The organism is Corallococcus sp. Z5C101001, from assembly GCF_007352635.1.
GTDB lineage: Bacteria > Myxococcota > Myxococcia > Myxococcales > Myxococcaceae > Corallococcus > Corallococcus silvisoli.
Genome location: NZ_VKLU01000008.1, coordinates 257,643 through 275,467 on the forward strand (window position 1 = coordinate 257,643; position 17,825 = coordinate 275,467).

Below are 17,825 nucleotides of genomic sequence, written 5' to 3' on the forward strand. Positions count from 1 at the left end.
CGCCTCGCTCCCCAGTCCGGTGGAGGGCGCCACCCCGAGCCTCCGGCCGTCGGCCGTGGGCCGGACCTGGGGCGGACCGCCCGGCGCGCCGTTCACCTTCGGGCGCTCGGCGGACTCGCGCCCATCTTCCGTCCTGCGCACCGGGGGCTCGGGGTAGGGTGGCCGTCACAGCATGCGCACCCTCCTGCTCAACCGCTCCGCCGTGGCCCGGAACCTCCAAGCGCTCCTGCTCCTGGACGACCTGCGCGAGGCCTTCCGCACCGACGCCCTGGCCCGCACGGTGGCCCCGCAGCGCGCGCGCGCGCCGCTTCACTCGGAGGGCTCCGCGCAGGTGTTCTTCCCGGGCAGCGTGCCCGGCATCCCCGCGTACACCGTGAAGGTGGACGCGAAGTTCCCCGGGCAGAAGCCCGCCATCCAGGGCGTGGTGCACCTGCATGACCTGGTCTCCGGCGGGCTGCTCGCGGTGATGGACTCCGGCCACCTCACCGCCGTGCGCACCGGCGTGGTGGGCGCGCTGGCGGCGGACGTGCTCTCCCGGCCGGACGCGACGCGCGTGGCGGTGGTGGGCGCGGGCCAGCAAGGCGTGCTCCAGCTCAAGCAGCTGCGGCTGGTGCGCACGCTCAGCCAGGTGCGCGTCTTCGACACGAACATCGCGCACGCGGCGGCGTTCGCCACGCGCATGTACCAGGAGCTGAACCTGCCGGTGCGCGTGGAGACGTCCGTGGCGGACGCGGTGGAGGACGCGGACATCGTCGTGACGGCGACGTGGAGCCACCAGGCCTTCCTGCACGCGGGCATGGTGCGGCCGGGCACGCACATCACCGCGCTGGGCGCGGACGAGCCGGGCAAGGCGGAGCTGTCCCAGGACCTGCTCCAGCAGTCGCTGTTCGTCTGCGACCACCGCGGGCTCAGCGTCTCCACCGGCGCGGCGGGCGCCGCGGGCCTCACCGAGTCCGCCATCCACGCGGAGCTGGGGGAGATCCTCGCGGGCCTCAAGCCCGGGCGCACGTCCCAGGAGCAGGTGACGGTGTTCGCCGGGGTGGGCCTGCCCTTCCAGGACCTGGCCACCGCGTGGCACGTCTTCCAGTCCGCGTCCGGCGACGAGGACGTGCCCACGCTCGACTTCAACGCGTAGGCGCGCGCGGGGACGCAAGGCCCCGCGCGGGCGCGGCTTTCAGGCCTTGGCGAGCGCCTGCGAGAGGCGCACGGCCTCCTCGTGCAGGTCGGTGTCCTCCGCCAGCGGCATGGCGAGCACCTTCTGCACCAGCTCCTTCGCCTTCTTCTCGTCGCCCAGGCGCGCCTTCGCGAGCGCCAGGTTGAGCAGCGGCTCCGGGCGCTCCGGGGCGCGGCGCACGGCCTCCTCCAGCACCGTCACCGCGCGCGGCAGGTTCGCGTTCGCCGGCTCCGCGGGGATGCGCAGCAGCAGCTGGCCCAGGTTGTTCGCGGCCCGCCAGCCGTCCGGCGCGACGCCCATGCCCTGCTCGTACGCGGTGATGGCCTTGTCGTACGCGGGCGGCTCCTGCGCCTCGAAGCAGGTGGCCTCCGCCATCTTCAGGGACTCGCTGGAGACGCCCAGCGACGCCATGGTCTGGCACAGGTGCCGGGCCTGTTCGATCTGCCCGCGCGCCAGCATCAGCTGCGCGAGGTTCGCCTGGGCGTCCGCGTCCTTCGGGCGCTGGGCCGCGAGCGCGGAGGCCGCCTGGTACGACGTGCGCAGGTCGCGCAGCGCCATGGACAGCACCGTCACGGACGCCAGCATGCGCGGCTGGTTGGGCACCGCCTTGAGGCCCTGCTCCAGCACGCGGCGGGCGTCCACCAGCTTCTCCTCGGAGGCCAGCGCGTGCGACAGGCTCAGGTACGCGGGCACGAATCTCGGTTGCTGGGTGATGACCTCGCGCAGCGTGGCGAGCCCCGCGTCCGTCTTGCCCGCCTCCAGCTGCACCTGACCCAGGCGGTAGCGGAACACCGGCTGCTGGGGCGAGAGCTTCACCGCCTGGGTGAGCGCCTCCAGCGCCTGGGGCGCCTTGTCCTGCTTGATCAGCATCATGCCCTTGCCGAAGTGGGCCTCGGCGCGGTTCGGGTCCAGCGCGAGCACGCCCTGGTAGGCCTTGAGGGCGGCGTCCAGCTGGCCCTTCTGCGCGGCGATGTTGGCGCGCACCAGGCCGGTCTCCGGCGTGGCCCCGCCGGCCTCCGCCTTGGCGAGCAGCCCTTCGGCCTGGGGAACCTTGTTCTCCACCAGCGCCAGCTTGGCCATGACCACCAGGGCGTCGCGGTGGGAGGGGTTCTTCGCGAGGAGCTTCTCGGCCTCGGCCTTGGCCTGGGCCACCTGGCCCTGCGCGAGGAGGGTTTCCAGAGAGTTCATAAGGGAAAGTCTCCCCCAGGGGCCGGGGGCTGTCGAGCAACGGGGAAAAAGGAAGGGCCTCGCCCGGATGGACGAGGCCCTGGGAAGAGCGTCGGTGCGATGCGGCGGACTACCAGCTCGTCAGCGCGTTCTTGATGCCTTCGCCGACGTTCTTGATGCCCTCGCCCACGTTCTTGATGCCCTCGCCCACGTTCTGCACCGCGTGGCCCACGCCCTCGGCGACGTTCTTCGCCGTGTCGCCGAGCTTGCCCACGTCCACGGAGAAGCCGAACTCCAGGCTGGCGCCGATGCCCAGCGCCGCGCCCACGTCGAAGTTGGCGGACAGCTTGCCGTCCTTCAGGCCGACGTTGGCCTCGAACTCCACGCCGATGCCGGCGAAGGCCTCCGCGCCCGCCGTGACGGTCGCGGGCCCGATCTCCTGGCTCACCTCCGCGCTGGCGCGGGCGCCGGCGAAGGCCTCGCCCTTCACGGAGGCCGCGGCCTGACCGTGGAGCGGATCCAACACCACCTGGCCCGTGGCGCCCGCCTCGGCGCCCACGTTGCCCTCGGCGCCCCACTGCGAGCGGCCCAGGGCGCTGTCCGCGTGGCCTTCCACGGAGCCGCGCACCAGGTCCGCCCTCGCGTCGACGGAGCCCTCCGCGCCAATCTTGCCGTGCAGCGGGTCGATGGAGACGTTGCCCTGCGCGCCCACGTCCGCCGTCAGCGCCTGGCCCTCCACCGTCGTGTGGAAGTTGCCGTTCGGGTCGCCGAAGGTGTGCTCACCGGACGCGGCGGTCCAGCTCTTGTTCCACTCGCCCTGCGCCACCGTCTGGTCGAAGCGGCTGGTCTCCAGCTGCTTCTGGATGTCCGTCGTGGTGGAGGGGTTCGCCTGGTTGCTGGTGGTGACCCGGTTGCCCTGCACGCCGCGGTTCAGGTCGATCGTCGCCTCGCCCTGCGCCCGGTTCTGCGTCTGCGCCTGGACCTCACGGCGCACGTTGGTCCCGTTGGCCGGGGGCGTCGTCGTGGGGTTCCGGAACACGGGGCGGTAGCGGTTGGTCTCGATGGACATGGCGAAGGGCTCCGGCGGCGCGAGGCGCGGTGGGAAATCTTGTGACTTGAGAGTTTATCGGGGGGGGGCCGCGGAAAGTTTCCACTCCTCTTTTTTCTCCGCTGATCCACCCGTGCCTCAGGGCTCGGATCTCCCGGGAGCCAGGATTCCCTCGGGATCGAGCGCCGCTTTCAGCCGCCGGCCCACCTCCGGGGAGTCGTCCCGCACGGGTGGTGCGGCCTCCTGCGCCTGGAGTCCGGCTCGGGTCAGGTGGTACCCGGCGTCCGCCAGTTCGCGGGAAAGGGCGCGGTAGCAGGCCTGGGCGCGGGCGTCCTCGCCGCGGGCGTCGCGATCATACGCGAGCGCGGCGACCAGATAGAGGCAGCGGGGGGAGTGGGCGAGGAGGGCCAGGTTGGGCTCGAACCCGAAGAGGCGGGGGACGCGGTCGGCGATCTCCACGGCGCGCTTCGCCTCCGGGCCGGTGAAGGGCACGGCGACGGAGCACCAGATGAAGCCGCAGCGGTCGCGGTCGGGGTCCGGGTCCTCCGGACGCGGGGTGCGTTTGCGCCAGTACGGCATGGCGAGGTTGGCTTCGGTGGGGACGCCCTGGAAGGGACTCTCGCCGTCGGGGGCCACCGGGCCGAAGGACAGGGGGCGGAAGGCGCCCTCCACCGCGCGTGCGAGCCGCTTCTCCAGCAGTGCGCCCATTTCGGCGTCCGGGGCGGAGAGGGCGCCGCTGATGGCCCAGCGGCCGAAGCCCTCGCGGAACTTGTCGCGGGCCCAGTCCGGCAGGGGCGTGCGGCCCACGGAGGCGTAGGGGAACTGCTGGGTGACGCTGAAGGCCTTGATGTCGTTCCAGAAGAAGAAGCTGCCCCGGAGCGTGCCGTCCAGGGCCAGCGCCTGGAGCCGGTCCACCATGTCCCAGAGCTGGGCGTCGTCGTTCACGGCGCAGAAGAACTCGCGCAGCCAGGGCTGCTTGCGCGACAGCCAGAACGTCATCCGCGTCACCACGCCCAGCGAGGACTGGCTGAAGAGGCCGTCCAGCACGGGCCCCAGGCCCCAGCGGAAGACGGGGGCGGCGCGAGACTCGGGGAACCGCGCGTGGCCCGTCTCCACCCGCTCTCCCGTGGGCAGGACGGCCTCCAGCGCGCACACGTGCTGGAAGATGTCCGCGTGGGGGCCGCGTCCGTCGCCGCGCTCCAGCGCGTTGCCCACCATGCTCGCGTCCGGCGACCCGCCGATGGTGGTGATGAACGTGGTGGAGCCGCGCTCGCGCAGCCACGCATGGGCCTGCCGGAACGTCACGCCCGGCTCCACGGTGAGGTACGCCAGCTGCTCGTCGTGGGCGAGGATGCGGTTCATGCGCCCCAGGTCCAGCAGCACGCTGCCGTCGCCGGGGGGCACGCGCGAGCCGTAGCCCCAGTTGCGGCCGGCGCTCACCGGGTACACCGGCACGCGGTGCGCCGCCGCGATGCGCAGACAGGCCTGCACCTGCGCGGTGTCCGCGGGCCGCACGATGGCGGGGATGCGCTGCGTGGTGGCGAAGGTGGCCGTCTGGGCGGCCTCCAGCGCGTCGGGGTCGACGTTGACGTGCGCCTCGCCCACGGCCTCCCGGAACGCGGCCAGGGCCGCCTGCGGTTCGGGGGAGGGCCGGGCCTTCGCGTCGTTCTCGCTCACGGGGGCGCAGTATGCCCGCGCGGCTCCACGCTTGCTGGCCACCCGGGAGGCGAGCGGGCGGCCGGGCCCCCAGCCGGGAGGGTCGCCGGGTGGACACCTCCGATGGTCGCCCCCTCGCGCGTGTTCATCTTCGGCGTGGGGAGGTGTGCATGGTCGGCTTCATCGCGTCGCGGACGGGACGGTGGGTGCGGATTCTGGCGGGCACGGGCATGGTCCTGGGAGGCCTGCGGGCGAGCTCTCCCCGGGGCGCGGCGGTCGCGCTGGCCGGGCTGGCGCCGCTGCTGTCCGGGGCGCTGGACCTGTTCCTCCTGGGGCCGCTCTGGGGCCTGCCCGTGCGGGGCCCGGAGGTGCGGCGCGCGCTGGGGCAGCCCGAGGACGCGCGGCTCATCGACCTGGCGCACGACGGCGGGCGCTCCCCCTACGCGCCGCCCAGCACGCTGCTGCACTAGCTAGCCCTTGCTCACCTGGAAGGGGATGGCGAGCGTCCCGAACGGCTCCCCCGTCTGGGCATCCACCAGGTTCATCTGGAGCGTCACCGCGTCCTCACGGTGGACCACGCCCTGGAAGTACAGGAAGCCCTCCAGCGTCCCTCCGGGCTCCAGCGTGCCCTCTGGCAGCGCGTTGTTGATCATGTCCGCCGTGGGCAGCGGCTCCACGTAGCGCGGGGGCCCGTAGTACAGGTACGGGTCGTAGAACGGGCTGCCCCACCACGGGCCGTACCAGCGCGGTCCCCAGCCCCGGCGAGGGCCGTAGGCGTAGGCGCCCGGGCCCACGCGCAGGCTGACCGAGGGGGCCACCACGCCGTTGTAGGACGGGGGGACCCAGGCCGGGTCCCTGGAGGACATGGCCCGCCGCAGCGACACCAGGGGCAGCGCGCTGTAGCGGAACCGGGACTGCTGGCCCACCAACGCGAACGACGGGTACTGGACCCGGAGGGGACGGTCTCCCTGGTTCTCCAGGCGGATGTAGATGGGGGTGAGGCGGCGCTCCAGGTCGTACGGGGCCCCCTGCCACGCGGAGGAGTCCGCCACCAGCCGCACGCCCTGCTGTTCCGTGATGGCGCCGCTCTTGCCGTTCTGGAGGACCCCCGCCTCCGGAGTGGGGCGCAACTTCGTCTGGGCCGCGCAGCCCGCCACCAACAACAATGCCGCGGCCCCCAACACCCGTGCTCGCATCGCAATGCCTCCTTCACCTGAAGGTAGGCGCGCGGCGTTCAGCGGCTGACATGCCCCGTCCTCCACCCCGGCGGGCGAGCGCGCGGGCAGGGGGCCTACGGTTGGGGCGTCACCGGCTCGGCGGCGGTGGCTGGCCAGGAGGGGGACGTGATGAAGCCCCAATCCTGATGGCGCGCCCAGGTCTCGAAGGTCTGCCAGGCGACGCGCGGGTAGTCGTTGCGCAGGGTGAGGATGTCCGCGTGGTAGCCCACCTTGTCCAGCCACTCGAACATGGCCGCCAGGTCCTCGCTCTGTTGGTGCAGCTGCTCCAGGGGCACCTGTTCGAAGTGGATGCGGTGTCCGCTCACCATGGAGAGCAGCGCCGCGGCCTGCTGGCCCGTCACCTCGTCGGAGGCGACGTCGATGCGCTCGCCGATGAACTTCTCCGGATCCTCCAGCACCTGCAGCGCGAAGGCCCCCAGGTCATCCACCGCCACCATCTGCAGGCCGCGCGAGGCGGGCAGCGCGACCGGAAGCTGCCCGGCCGCCAGCGCGTCCCGGAGCGGCCGTTGGGTGAGGTTCTCCATGAAGTAGGTGGGGCCCAGGATGGTGAAGGGCATGTCCAGGCGCCGCAGGTACAGCTCCACCGCGTGCTTGCTGTCGAAGTGCGGGATGCCGGTGAGCTCCGACGCGCCCGCCACGGAGGAATACACGTAGTGCCGCACGCCGGAGCGCTTGGCCGCGTCCGCGAGGTTCTGGCCGTGGTGGAGCTCCGCGTCCACGCCGCCGGAGCCGAAGGGCGTGCCCATGGCATAGACGGCGTCCACGCCGCGCATCGCGCGCTCCAGGGTGCGGCGGTCCTCGAAGTCGCCTTGCGCCAGCACGACGCCCGGCTTCTGGAGGGCGCGGGCCGACGGGGACTCCACGTCCCGCACCAGGGCCACCACGTGGTGGCCACGGTTGAGGAGCTGGCGAATCACGGCGCCGCCCTGCTGGCCGGTGGCGCCAGTGACGAGCACGGTGATGGAGAAATCCACGGGCATGGCTTCAGACCTCCGGACGCGACGTGTCACGGAAACCTGGAGACGCCCCCGGGCGTTGGCGAGGGCCGGAAGTCGCACTGTCCGCCCCCGAGCACAGGCTCCTGAAGCAGGCAGGCGAACGCGAGGGAGCGGGCAGCCGGACGTGGCATCCTCCCCGCCCCATGAGCAAGCGTGACACCCCCCCGTCCTCCGAGCTGGTCTCCGCCGCCGAGGCGCTGGACGCCGAGCTGCTTCGCTTCGAATCGCTGGCGCGCCAGCTCCAGGAGGCGCCGCTGACCTCGGAGAAGCAGCTGGAGCGCGCTTCCAAGACGCTGAAGGACCTGGCGGACCTGGACGACGCGCTCCGCGTGCGCGTGGGCGCGCTGGTGCAGGCCATCACCGGGGTGCGCACCCGCCAGCAGACGCAGGCGGACGCCGTCAATGCGTGCGCGCAGGAGCTCCAGCGGCGCACGGAGGTGTTCAAGGACCTGCTCACGCGCTACGGCGCGCTGGGGCAGAGCGCGGCGGACCTCAACGGGCGCATGCAGGAGTTCGCGGCGCTCCGGCAGCAGGCCACGCGCACGGCGGAGGAGGACGCGCGGCTGACGTCCGTCTTCACGTCGCTGCAGGACCGGATGGCGGAGGTGGCGGACGAGGCGGCGACGCTGTCCCAGGCGGCGGACGCGGACCGGTTCGCGGACATCGGCCGACAGGCGGACTCGCTGCGCCAGCAGCTGCTGTCCGCGCGCAACAAGCTGGGCCTGCTGCACCAGAGCCTGTCGAGTTGAGGGGGCCACTTCCTCCGGGAGGAGGTCAGCTGAGGTAGCTGGGCTCGAAGTCGTCCGGGCTCTGGATGGGGAGGCGCCCGGAGAAGCCCGCCTTCAGGTCGTGCCAGTGGGCCACGGTGTTCTCGCCGTAGCGCCAGCACAGGTAGACGGGCTCCTCGCCGCGCCGCGCGTGGAAGTCCACCAGCCCGTCCGCGCCCTTGATCTCCAGGCCCATCTCCTGGAGCGGGACCAGCTCCACGCGGATGCGCTCCAGCAGGGCGTCGCGCTCCTCGCGTTGGGTGCGGACGTCCTCCGTGTCGGGTAGGGCCTCCGGGCCGTCCAGCACCTCCGCCAGCTTCTGCACCCGCTCCACCCAGGGGCGCACGCGCCCGAAGATGGTCGTCAGCAACGGCACCAGTCGGCTGGCCTCTTCCACACTGAAAAACCGCATCGGGGCGACAGCATGCAGTGTGCGGCCCTCGCTGGCCACCACCTTCCCAGGGGGCTGGGTGGACAGGTGGGGGCCGCCTGTCGGAAACGGCTCAGCGGGGGGCTGGCAGGTCATCCGCGCCGCAGCGAGGACAGGTTGTCCAGCAGCCAGCGCCAGGCGGACTCGCGCAGGGGGAAGGCGGCCTCGCGTTCGAGGAAGGCGGGGGGGTGTTCGGCGGCGCAGCGTCCGGTGCCGTCGTGGGCGTCCTGGGCCGCGTCGGCGGCGGCGAGGTCCGCGTGCAGCAGGGAGTGGAAGACGATGAAGTCCACGACGAAGGCGGGCACGTGGGGGCGGTCCAGCGCGGGGTGGACGCGCACCTCGCGCAGGCGCGCGTCGTAGCCGCCCAGGTGGATGGTGCGGCGGGTGCGGCGGCCGGGGCGGCGGGCCCAGCCGACCTCCACGCCCTGCACGCGCCCGTCGAACCAGGCCGCGTCCAGGCGGGCGTGGACGGCCTTGAGGTCGAAGCAGCGTCCGCGCGTGCGAAGGGGTTCGCCCGGTTCGCGTTCGCGGCGCACCTGCGCCTGGTGCGCGTGGCTGAAGGCCTCCAGCGCGTCGCGCGCGGCGGGGTCGCCGGACACGTAGAGGGCGAGGGCGCGCACCACCGGGTCCGGCGCGTCCAGGAAGAGGTGGTGCAGGCGCAGCCGGAGGCCCTCGGGGAGGCGGCGGTAGCTCACCAGGGTGGCGCGGTTGTCGGTGAGGCGCAGGTGCACGGGCATGCCCAGCAGGGCGGACACGCGGCGGGCCAGCTCGGCGGCGCGGGGCAGCGCGTCCTCGCGCGAGGGCAGCCGCGCGTGCGCCGGGGTGTTCCCGGGGGACGGGGCGTCGAACATCGCCAGTTGTCCGGGCGGCGGACGCATGACCTGCAAGCTAAGCCCTGTCCCCGCCCTCTGGCCACAAGGATGCGTCCAGAGGTGTCGGGCGTCCCACGGCCCTGGTGCACCGAGCGCGCGGCTCCCGACCATGCGCGGGTCGTCGTCGTGCTCCGAGGCGTCGATGCCCCACGGCCCTGGTGCACCGCGCGCGGCTCCCGACCATGCGCGGGTCCGTGCTCCGAGGCGTCGATGCCCCACGGCCCTGGCGCACCGCGCGTGGCTCCCGTGCACGGGCTCCGCGCGTGCTCGGGTCATCGGCGCGCCCCGAGGCCCCGGTGGCGCGCGGCGCTCTGGCTCGCGCGACCTCAGTCCTTCGGCTGCTTCTGGAAGCGGCCCGCGAGCGACGCGAGCACGGCGAGCAGCTCCACGGGCTCCACGGGCTTGGGCACGTGGCTCTGGAAGCCGGCGCGCAGCACGCGGGTGCGGTCCTCGGAGCGGGCATAGGCCGTGATGGCCACCGCTGGGGTGCGCCCGCCCTGCTCTTCGGGCAGCGCGCGAACGCGCTCGATGAACCCGTAGCCATCCGTGCCCGGCATGCCGATGTCGGAGACCAGCACGTCGGGGCGCTCCGCCTGGATGACCTGGAGCCCTTCCGCCGCGGAGCCGGCGGTGAGCACGCTGGCGCCGTTCTCCTCCAGGAGCGTGCTCAACAGCTCGCGCGCGTCCTCCTCGTCGTCCACCACCAGCACGCGCACTCCGTCCAGCTCCGAGGGATGCGCGGTCGCCGGGCCCGGGGCCGAGGTCCGGGGCGCCGTGGGCACCTCGGGGCCGCGCCGCTGCGTGACCGACAGGGGCAGGCGCACCGTGAAGACGGCGCCCTGGCCCTCGCCCTCGCTGGCGGCGGAGACGGTGCCGCCGTGCATCTCCACGATGTGGCGCACGATGGCCAGTCCCAGCCCCAGGCCGCCCGTCTTGCGCGTCGTGCCGCTGTCGGCCTGACGGAAGCGCTCGAAGACGTGGGGCAGGAAGGCCTCGGGGATGCCCTGGCCGGTGTCCTCGACGGTGAGCTCCACCAGGGAGTCCCGCCGCGCCACCACCAGCCGCACGTGGCCGCCGCGGGGCGTGAACTTCACCGAGTTGGACAGCAGGTTCCACACCACCTGCTGGAGCCGGTGCGTGTCGCCCATGACGCTGCTGGAGGTGTCCACCGTGGCCCCCAGCTGGACCCCCCGCGCGTCCGCCGCGGGCCGCACCGAGTCGAGCGCCTGCTGCACCACGGCCGACAGGTCCACCGGCTTCACATCCAGCCTGAGCTTGCCGGACATGATGCGGCTGACGTCCAGCAGGTCCTCGATGAGCTGACCCTGCGCGCGCGCGTTGCGCTCCATGGTCTCGAGCGCGCGTTCGCGGCGGGGCTCCGGCAGGTGGCCGGTGCGCAGCAGTTGCACCCAGCCCAGGATGGCCGTCAGCGGCGTGCGCAGCTCGTGGCTGATGGTGGCGAGGAACTCGTCCTTGAGCTGATTGGCTTCCTCCGCATCCTGGCGCGCGGCGCTCTCGCGGGCGAGCAGGGCCTCCCGCTCCACCTCCGCCTGCTTGCGGTCGGTGATGTCGATGACGCTGCCGATGTAGCCCAGGAAGTGCCCCTCCGTGTCGAAGCGGGGCGAGCCGGTGTCGACGGCCCAGCGGTACCGGCCGTCCTGGCCGCGCAGCCGGTAGTCCAACCGGAAGGGCGTGTGTCTGGCATTGGCGAGGATGAAGGTCTGCCGCGTGCGCTCCAGGTCGTCGGGGTGGACGGCGTCGAGCCAGCCGAAGCCCAGCCCCGTGGCCTCCGTCTGGCCGGTGAAGTGGTACCAGCCCCGGTTCATGTAGGTCGTGGAGCCATCCACGTCCGTCACCCAGAGCATCACGGGGGCGTGGTCCGCCATGTTGCGGAAGCGCCCCTCGCTGTCGCGCAGGGCGTCCATCAGGCGTTCGCGCTCCGCGGCGACGGCCTTCTGCTCCGTGATGTCGCGCGCGGCGGCGTAGATGAGCCCCAGCTCGGGCACGGGGCGCGCGGCCCAGGCGAGCCACCGGTACTGGCCGTCCTTGGTGCGGAAGCGGTTCTCGAAGCGCAGCGTGGGGATGCCCTGGGCCAGCTTGCCCACCTCGTCGAGCGTGGCCTGCCGGTCGTCGGGGTGGACCAGGTCCAGGAAGGGCTGCTGGTAGAGCTCCGCCTCGCTCCAGCCCAGCACGTGGAGGAAGTACACGTTCACCCGCTTGAAGTACGCGTCCAGGCCCGCGATGCAGAACATGTCCGGGGACAGCTGAAAGAAGCGCTCGCGCTCATCGGCCTCGAAGCGGCGGCGCTCGGAGCTGTCCAGCTCGAACGGGACCACGGCCTGCGCGAGCGCGGTGTCGATGCAGGCGCTGAGCAGCCGCAGCTGTGACAGCGGGGGCTCCAGGCCCTCGCGCTCCGCCCGCTCCAGGATGCAGTCGCGCAGCAGGGTGTACTCGCGCGTGACCAGGGCCACGTCGAAGCCCATGCGCAGGCGGCTGCGGCCGTGCGCCTCGGAGGTCTCCTCGTGGTGGAGCGAGTCGAAGTCCACGCCCTCGGCCTCCGCGCGCGACAGCGCTTCGCGAAGCTCGGCAAGGAACGCAGGCAGGCCGTCGATGATCTGCTCGCGCGACAGGTGCAGGGGGGCCGCGAGGGCGGCCATGCGGGCGACCCAGTCGTCCGTGATGGCGTCGCGGTGGGGCTCCAGCAGCTCGGCCAGGGACGACGGGACCGCACCCGCCCTGGGCGTGCGCCCTTCCGACGAAGGGCCCCGCTCCTGTGAACCCGCCGAGGCCATGGATTCCTCAGAGGTGCGGATGCCCGGCGTGCATTGGCAGGGGCGGAACGCCGGGCGCTTCCCGTCCTGCCTGGCCGCTTGCCAGGGAGGACGCCCGTGCGTGGCTACAGCCCCAGGTATGCCAGCAGGGCGCCCAGGTCCGCGTCGGACAGCGCCTCCCGGCTGTAGGGTGGCATGTTGCCCCCCACGCCAAAGAACTGGCCGTGCCGCACCTTCTCGATGACGACCTGCGCGTGCGGGATGCCCGGGAAGAGCCGGTCGTAGTCCTGCGTCACCTCCGGCAACACGGAGGCCAGCTCCGTCAGCCGCCCCGCGCCCGTGTGCGTCGCGCCGTGGCAGTCCTGGCACGCCGCCCGGTACACCGCCTCCCCGTGCGCGGCATCGCCCCGGGGCACGTCCTCGATGTCCTTCACCACCGTGAACGGCAGCGCGGGCGCCTGCGCGTCCGGGCTGATGCGCGACAGGTATTCATACAGGGCGCGCGAGCGAGGGTCCTCCGCCTCCAGCTTCGTCACCCCGCGCATGAAGTTCACGTAGCAGAAGTTCACCGCGTCCAGCAGGTGCGTCTCGTAGCCCCCCCACCAGCTGGGCCGCGCCGCCACGTTGTACAGCGAGTAGCCCGCGTCGATGCGGCCCGCCGGCAGCGCGGGCGTCGTCACGTGGCACGTCGCGCACGAGAAGCGGTTGAACGTGCTCTCCGACAGCCGCGCGTCCTGGAACAGCGACTCCCCGTAGTCCGCGGCCGGGCGAGGCTCGCTGTCACCGCACCCGGCCAGCGCGCCCAGCCCCAGCGCGGCCACGCTCGCGAGAAGGCGCTTCATGGCGTCCCCCGCAGCAGGCTCACCGAGTCCGGGAAGAGGCCCATCTGGACCGTGGACACCACCGTGCCCTCCGCCAGGTCCACGACGTGCAACGTGCCTGGGCCAAGGTGGTCGCCTTCGCAGACCGCGAGGCCCTGGCGCTCGTCGGGGGTCAGCATGAACTGGTGCACGTTGAGGCAGCCCGCCTGGGACAGCGGCAGCGTGCGCGTCACCGTGGACGTCACCGGGTCGATGACCGCCACCGCGTCCTCCTGTTGGTAGGGCAGGTACAGCGTGCCGCCGTCCCGCGTGAACGCGCCGAACATGGGCGAGCCGCGCAGATACACCGTGCGCGCCGGGTTCATCGTGCGCGTCCCGGGCTCCAGCACCTGCACCTGCCGGCTCGCCAGGGAGCTGACCCACACGTCCCCCGTGGTGGGCGACAAGGTGAGCGCGTAAGGCTGGTGGCGGGGATTCGTCGCGGTGCCCGCGCCAGCGGCCACCTTCACGCGCGTCACCGGCGTGCCCTCCGTCGCCAGGTCCACCACCGCGACCTCGTCCGACCAGCAGGCCACGTACGCCGTGCGCTCATCCTGGGACAGGCGCACCGCGTGCGGCGCGGGGCACACCTTCACCCGCGACTTCACCTCCATCGTCGCCGCGTCCAGGATGGCCATCCGCGCCACCATGTCCTCCTCCGGGCCGCCCTGACGCGCCACGTCCGCGATGCGCAGCAGGTCGAAGTGCGTCTGGTACAGCGTGCGCCCGTCCGCGCTGACGATGACGTCACCGGGGTTGCGGTCCACGCGCGCGGACGCGATCAGCCGGTTGTCCTTCGCGCTCAGCTTCAGGCAGTAGCCATCCGCCGTGCCGGTGCCGTGCGCGCCGTGAGGACCGGAGCCGCCGCCGGGCACGTAGTTGGAGATGCCCACGTAGTAGAAGTCCCCGCCGGGGGAGACCGCCGTGTGGTGCGGCCCCTCCAGCTCCACGGGGTTGAGCCCCACCGGCACGCGCGCCAGCTCGCCCCAGCCCGGCGTGCCCAGCCCGTCCATGTCCAGCAGGCTCACGGAGTCATCCAGGCTGTTGGTCACGAGCAGCCGCCCGGAAGGCCCCGGAGGCGGCACCGTCGCGCCCCCGCGCGTCCATGGGTTCGGATCCGCGTACGCCAGCGGAGGCACCTCCAGCGTGCCCTCCGCCCGGAGCGCCCCATCGTTGCAAGACGCGCCCAGCGCCAGCGCGCAAAGCCAGGCCACGCGCCTCATTTCTCGCGCCCCAGCGTGAAGGGAACCGTGGACCCCATCGTGTAGGGCCCCTCCGTGATGCGGTTCTGCACCAGGTACGCGCTCGTCACCTGGACCGAGAACGTCGCGCCCGCGGCGTCCCGCAGCGTCCGCCAGGAGCCATCATCCAGTTGCCACTGCAACTCCGACGTCAACAGCTGCGCGAGGGGGCACTGGCGCCCCGTCGTGTACACCTTCACCCAGTACAGGTCGCCCGTGTACGGCGGCAGGTGGGCCTCCGCGCTGGGCAGGACGAGGTCGCCCAGCCACGCGAGCATCGACCGCTTCGACTCGCGCGGGGCGGCCTCCCGGAGGGGCGTGGCGCGGCCGGGCCGCTGGAGCGACGCGCGCAGGGGGGACGTCCACCGCCACAGCGGCGCTGCCGCGTCCGGCGCGTACGTCTGCCCGGACTCCGGCGACACGAGCGTCACCGCGCGCGAGCTGTCCTCGGGCCGGCTCTGGGCGTCCACCAGCGTGCGCCAGGCCTCGTCCGTGGCGCCGCCGGCGTACAGCGGCTCACCACAGTCGGCCGTTTCGGGGTCGTCGCCGTGACAGGCCGTCAGGCCGAGCAGCGCGACGGCGGCGGTGCTCCACAGCAGGGAGGTTCTCAGCATCGTCATGGGCAGGGGTCCTCGCGCCGCCGGCCGCGGCGCCACCAGGGGAGAAGGAACAGGGGAAGGAGGGTGCCCGCGGGCGCGGCGGCGCAGCCGGAGGACGGCTTCGGGCTGGAGGGCGTCGTCCCCGCGTCGGTGGGCGGCGCGCCGGCATCGGGGGCGCCCGCGTCCGGCGTGCCGCCCTCCGGAATGCCGCCGCCATCCGGCATCCCGTCCGGGTAGAGGGGCGCGCCAATCGTCCCCGCGAGCTGGGGCCACCGCGACGGACACAGCTCTCGCACGGGCGTGCCCGCCGGACACTGGTGGCTGCCTTGGATCTGCTCCAGGCTGAAGAGCGGCTCCCAGGTGGTGCCCTCGTCGTGGCTGCGCGCCAGCGACCAGTCATGGAGCCACGGCGAGCCGCAGCCGTAGAGCACGTCGCCCACGCGCGTCACGCACGCGTTGCCGGTGGGCAGCTCCAGCTGGGTGAAGGGCCCTCCCGCCTGGCTGCGGAAGAAGGCGTTGTAGGTGGACACCCACGCGGTGCCGCCGTCGGCGGAGAGGTCCATGTTGACGAAGACGTCCTCGATGCCTCCGCCCGGGCTCGGGGGGAAGGTGCGCCCGCCATCCGTGCTGTGGAGGATGTGCGTGGTGCCCTGCGCGGACACGCGGGCCCAGACGCCGCGGGAGTCCGTGGGGTCCGTCGCCGTCACCACGAAGTCGAACGGGCGCACCAGGTCCGGGAACGCCTGGGGCAGCTCCTCCCACGTGTCGCCCGCGTCGTCGCTGCGGAACAGGTACATGCGCGCCGTGTCCCACGCGGACACGTAGAGCGTGCGAGGGTCCGCCGCCGATACGCGCACCGCGGAGAAGACGATGCCGTCGCGCTGGAGCGGCAGCGCCCGCCACGTCTCCCCGCCGTCATCCGAGCGGAACAGCCCGTTCCTCGCCGCCGTGGAGCGGCCCGTGGACGCGTACAGCACCGCGTCATCGCCGGGCTGCGCGGCGAGCCCCGTCACCCAGGTGTCCTTGAAGGCGGGGTGCGTGGACCACGAGCACGCGCCGTCCTTGGATCTCAGGAGCGCGTTGCCGGTGGCCGCCAGCAGCGTCCCCGTCTCGCGCCAGATGAAGGACTCCGGGCGCCAGCCGCCATAGCCCATCGCATCCGGGCACACCCAGCGCCACGTCCGCCCACTGTCGCGCGAGATGATCGCTCCGAACGTGGCGCCCACGAAGACGTCCTCGGGGTGTCCCCGCCGCAGCGTGACGTTGGATGTCTCCGGGAGGCCCGCGTGCGCCCACGCCGCGCCCGAGCCCAGCAGGGCGGCCGCGGCCGCCGCCGTTCGCACATCCCCCATGATTCGTGGCTTTCGCATCCGCCGCTCCGGCGCTGGCCCCATGGCCCCCCACGATAGCGCCGGGCGCGCGCCTGCATAGGGATGCTTGCGCTCGGGAGCCCCTCCGGCCGGACCGCGCCTCCCCGCGCGCAGGGCAGGCGGCCGGTATCCCACCTTCAGGGCGTCCGAAGGCGCCGCGACCCCATCCATGTGTACTTGATGTGTACTTGTAACTGAGTTACATCTAATCGCGAACCCATGCTGGAGCCGTACGATGCTTGAAGACAAGGACACGCGCCTGCCGGTGACGGTGCTGTCGGGATTCCTGGGGGCGGGGAAGACGACGCTGCTCAACCACGTGCTCACCAACCGCGAGGGCCTGCGGGTGGCGGTCATCGTCAACGACATGAGCGAGGTGAACATCGACGCGAAGCTGGTGCGGCAGGGGGGCGCCGCGCTGCGCCGCGTGGACGAGAAGCTGGTGGAGCTGTCCAACGGGTGCATCTGCTGCACGCTGCGCGAGGACCTCTTGAAGGAGGTGTCGAAGCTGGCGAAGGCGAAGCGCTTCGACTACCTGCTCATCGAATCCACCGGCATCTCCGAACCGCTGCCCGTCGCGGAGACCTTCACCTTCGAGGACGCGGAGGGCCAGGGCCTGTCCACGCTGGCGCGCCTGGACACGCTGGTGACGGTGGTGGATGCGTTCAACTTCCTGCGGGACTGGGAGGCGTCGGAGGGGCTGGCGGAGCGCGGGCTGGCGCTGGCGGAGGAGGAGGAGCGCACGGTGGTGGACCTGCTGGTGGAGCAGGTGGAGTTCGCGGACGTGCTGGTGCTGAACAAGACGGACCTGGTGGACGCGGACGGGCTGGGGCGGGTGGAGGCGGTGCTGCGCCGGTTGAATCCCCAGGCGCGCATCCTCCGGTCGGAGCGGGGCCGGGTGCCGCTGCGGGAGGTGCTGGACACGCGCGCGTTCGACTTCGAGCGGGCGAGCCGCGCCCCCGGCTGGCTCCAGGAGCTGCGCGGCGAACACCTGCCGGAGAGCGAGTCCTACGGCATCCGCGGCTTCGTCTTCCGCAGCCGCGTGCCGCTGCACCCGAAGCGCTTCTGGGACTTCGTGCACGGGAGCTGGAAGGGGGTGCTGCGCAGCAAGGGGTTCTTCTGGCTGGCGACGCGCATGGACATCACCGGCCTGTGGGCCCAGGCGGGCGGCGCGTGCGGCTTCGAACCCGCGGGCCTCTGGTGGGCCGCGACGCCGCGCGAGGAGTGGCCCGACGACCCGGAGGTGCGCGCGGAGGTGGAGCGCGACGTGGCGGGCGGGCCCCACGGCGACCGGCGTCAGGAGGTCGTGTTCATCACCCGCGACGCGGACCACGACGCGCTGGCGGCGGCGCTGGAGCGCTGCCTGCTCACCCCCGCGGAGCTGGCGAAGGGGCCCGCGGCGTGGGCTCGGCTGAAGGATCCGTTTCCCGAATGGCGGCGGGTGGCACCGGACGAAGACCCCCTGGAGCCGCGCGCCGGCTGAGTGGAGGCGCGTTGGGTCGCGGCCCCAGGCCCCCAACCTCCCAGGTCTCGCGCACCCATGCAGGGCGGTGGAGAAAGTGTCCAACGCTTGCCTTAAGCTCCCGTGATGGCTGGCTTTCCCTGTTTCGGGATGCTACGGAATTGAGGTCCCG

16 protein-coding genes are annotated in these 17,825 nt (G+C 72.8%); 4 read left to right on the forward strand and 12 right to left on the reverse strand.

Annotation, left to right across the window (positions count from 1 at the left end; all coding sequences use genetic code 11):
* The first annotated feature begins 172 nt into the window (after positions 1-172).
* The gene (locus tag FOF48_RS18995; protein WP_143903658.1) at positions 173-1,135 is read left to right on the forward strand and encodes an ornithine cyclodeaminase family protein; all 963 of its coding nucleotides are present in this window, start codon (positions 173-175) and stop codon (positions 1,133-1,135) included.
* A 39-nt stretch (positions 1,136-1,174) separates the two neighbouring features.
* Here the strand turns inward: FOF48_RS18995 and FOF48_RS19000 are convergent, their stop codons facing one another.
* From FOF48_RS19000 to FOF48_RS19010, 3 genes are all read right to left on the reverse strand, one after another.
* Positions 1,175-2,362: a tetratricopeptide repeat protein gene (locus FOF48_RS19000; protein WP_143903660.1), complete on the reverse strand. Its 1,188-nt coding sequence runs from the start codon at positions 2,360-2,362 to the stop codon at positions 1,175-1,177.
* 109 nt (positions 2,363-2,471) lie between these two features.
* A complete protein-coding gene (locus FOF48_RS36495; protein WP_161665093.1) occupies positions 2,472-3,410 on the reverse strand; it encodes a hypothetical protein in 939 nt (312 codons plus the stop codon).
* A 117-nt stretch (positions 3,411-3,527) separates the two neighbouring features.
* Entirely contained in the window at positions 3,528-5,066 is a 1,539-nt protein-coding gene (locus FOF48_RS19010) for an FAD-binding oxidoreductase (protein ID WP_186001972.1), read from the reverse strand.
* A gap of 149 nt (positions 5,067-5,215) precedes the next feature.
* Between FOF48_RS19010 and FOF48_RS19015 the strand changes: the two genes are divergently transcribed.
* Positions 5,216-5,515, forward strand: a complete 300-nt coding sequence (locus FOF48_RS19015) for a hypothetical protein (protein ID WP_186001973.1) — start codon at positions 5,216-5,218, stop codon at positions 5,513-5,515.
* Here the strand turns inward: FOF48_RS19015 and FOF48_RS19020 are convergent, their stop codons facing one another.
* On the reverse strand, positions 5,516-6,241 hold the full coding sequence (locus tag FOF48_RS19020; RefSeq protein ID WP_143903666.1) for a hypothetical protein: 726 nt from the start codon (positions 6,239-6,241) through the stop codon (positions 5,516-5,518).
* Between the two features lie 95 nt (positions 6,242-6,336).
* A complete protein-coding gene (locus FOF48_RS19025) occupies positions 6,337-7,263 on the reverse strand; it encodes an NmrA/HSCARG family protein (protein ID WP_186001974.1) in 927 nt (308 codons plus the stop codon).
* A 161-nt stretch (positions 7,264-7,424) separates the two neighbouring features.
* Here FOF48_RS19025 and FOF48_RS19030 point away from each other — a divergent pair, with 161 nt between their 5' ends.
* Positions 7,425-8,030: a hypothetical protein gene (locus FOF48_RS19030; protein ID WP_143903668.1), complete on the forward strand. Its 606-nt coding sequence runs from the start codon at positions 7,425-7,427 to the stop codon at positions 8,028-8,030.
* Between the two features lie 25 nt (positions 8,031-8,055).
* Here the strand turns inward: FOF48_RS19030 and FOF48_RS19035 are convergent, their stop codons facing one another.
* The 7 genes from FOF48_RS19035 to FOF48_RS19065 form a co-directional block, all read right to left on the reverse strand.
* Positions 8,056-8,460 carry a DUF2203 domain-containing protein gene (locus FOF48_RS19035; RefSeq protein ID WP_143903670.1) on the reverse strand — a complete coding sequence of 135 codons (405 nt, stop codon included), beginning with the start codon at positions 8,458-8,460 and terminating at the stop codon, positions 8,056-8,058.
* A gap of 110 nt (positions 8,461-8,570) precedes the next feature.
* On the reverse strand, positions 8,571-9,356 hold the full coding sequence (locus FOF48_RS19040; protein ID WP_255442379.1) for a hypothetical protein: 786 nt from the start codon (positions 9,354-9,356) through the stop codon (positions 8,571-8,573).
* A 320-nt stretch (positions 9,357-9,676) separates the two neighbouring features.
* Entirely contained in the window at positions 9,677-12,142 is a 2,466-nt protein-coding gene (locus FOF48_RS19045; RefSeq protein ID WP_143903672.1) for a PAS domain S-box protein, read from the reverse strand.
* 104 nt (positions 12,143-12,246) lie between these two features.
* Positions 12,247-12,963, reverse strand: coding sequence for a c-type cytochrome (locus FOF48_RS19050; protein ID WP_143903674.1), 717 nt, complete (start codon positions 12,961-12,963; stop codon positions 12,247-12,249).
* Complete coding sequence (locus FOF48_RS19055; RefSeq protein WP_143903676.1) at positions 12,960-14,204, reverse strand: YncE family protein; 1,245 nt, start codon at positions 14,202-14,204, stop codon at positions 12,960-12,962. Before FOF48_RS19055 ends, FOF48_RS19050 begins: the two co-directional genes overlap by 4 nt.
* Positions 14,201-14,842, reverse strand: coding sequence for a hypothetical protein (locus tag FOF48_RS19060; protein ID WP_143903678.1), 642 nt, complete (start codon positions 14,840-14,842; stop codon positions 14,201-14,203). Before FOF48_RS19060 ends, FOF48_RS19055 begins: the two co-directional genes overlap by 4 nt.
* Positions 14,839-16,191, reverse strand: a complete 1,353-nt coding sequence (locus tag FOF48_RS19065; protein ID WP_143903680.1) for a sialidase family protein — start codon at positions 16,189-16,191, stop codon at positions 14,839-14,841. Before FOF48_RS19065 ends, FOF48_RS19060 begins: the two co-directional genes overlap by 4 nt.
* A 235-nt stretch (positions 16,192-16,426) precedes the next feature.
* Between FOF48_RS19065 and zigA the strand changes: the two genes are divergently transcribed.
* A complete protein-coding gene (gene zigA / locus FOF48_RS19070) occupies positions 16,427-17,674 on the forward strand; it encodes a zinc metallochaperone GTPase ZigA (RefSeq protein WP_143903682.1) in 1,248 nt (415 codons plus the stop codon).
* The last annotated feature ends 151 nt before the right edge of the window (positions 17,675-17,825 follow it).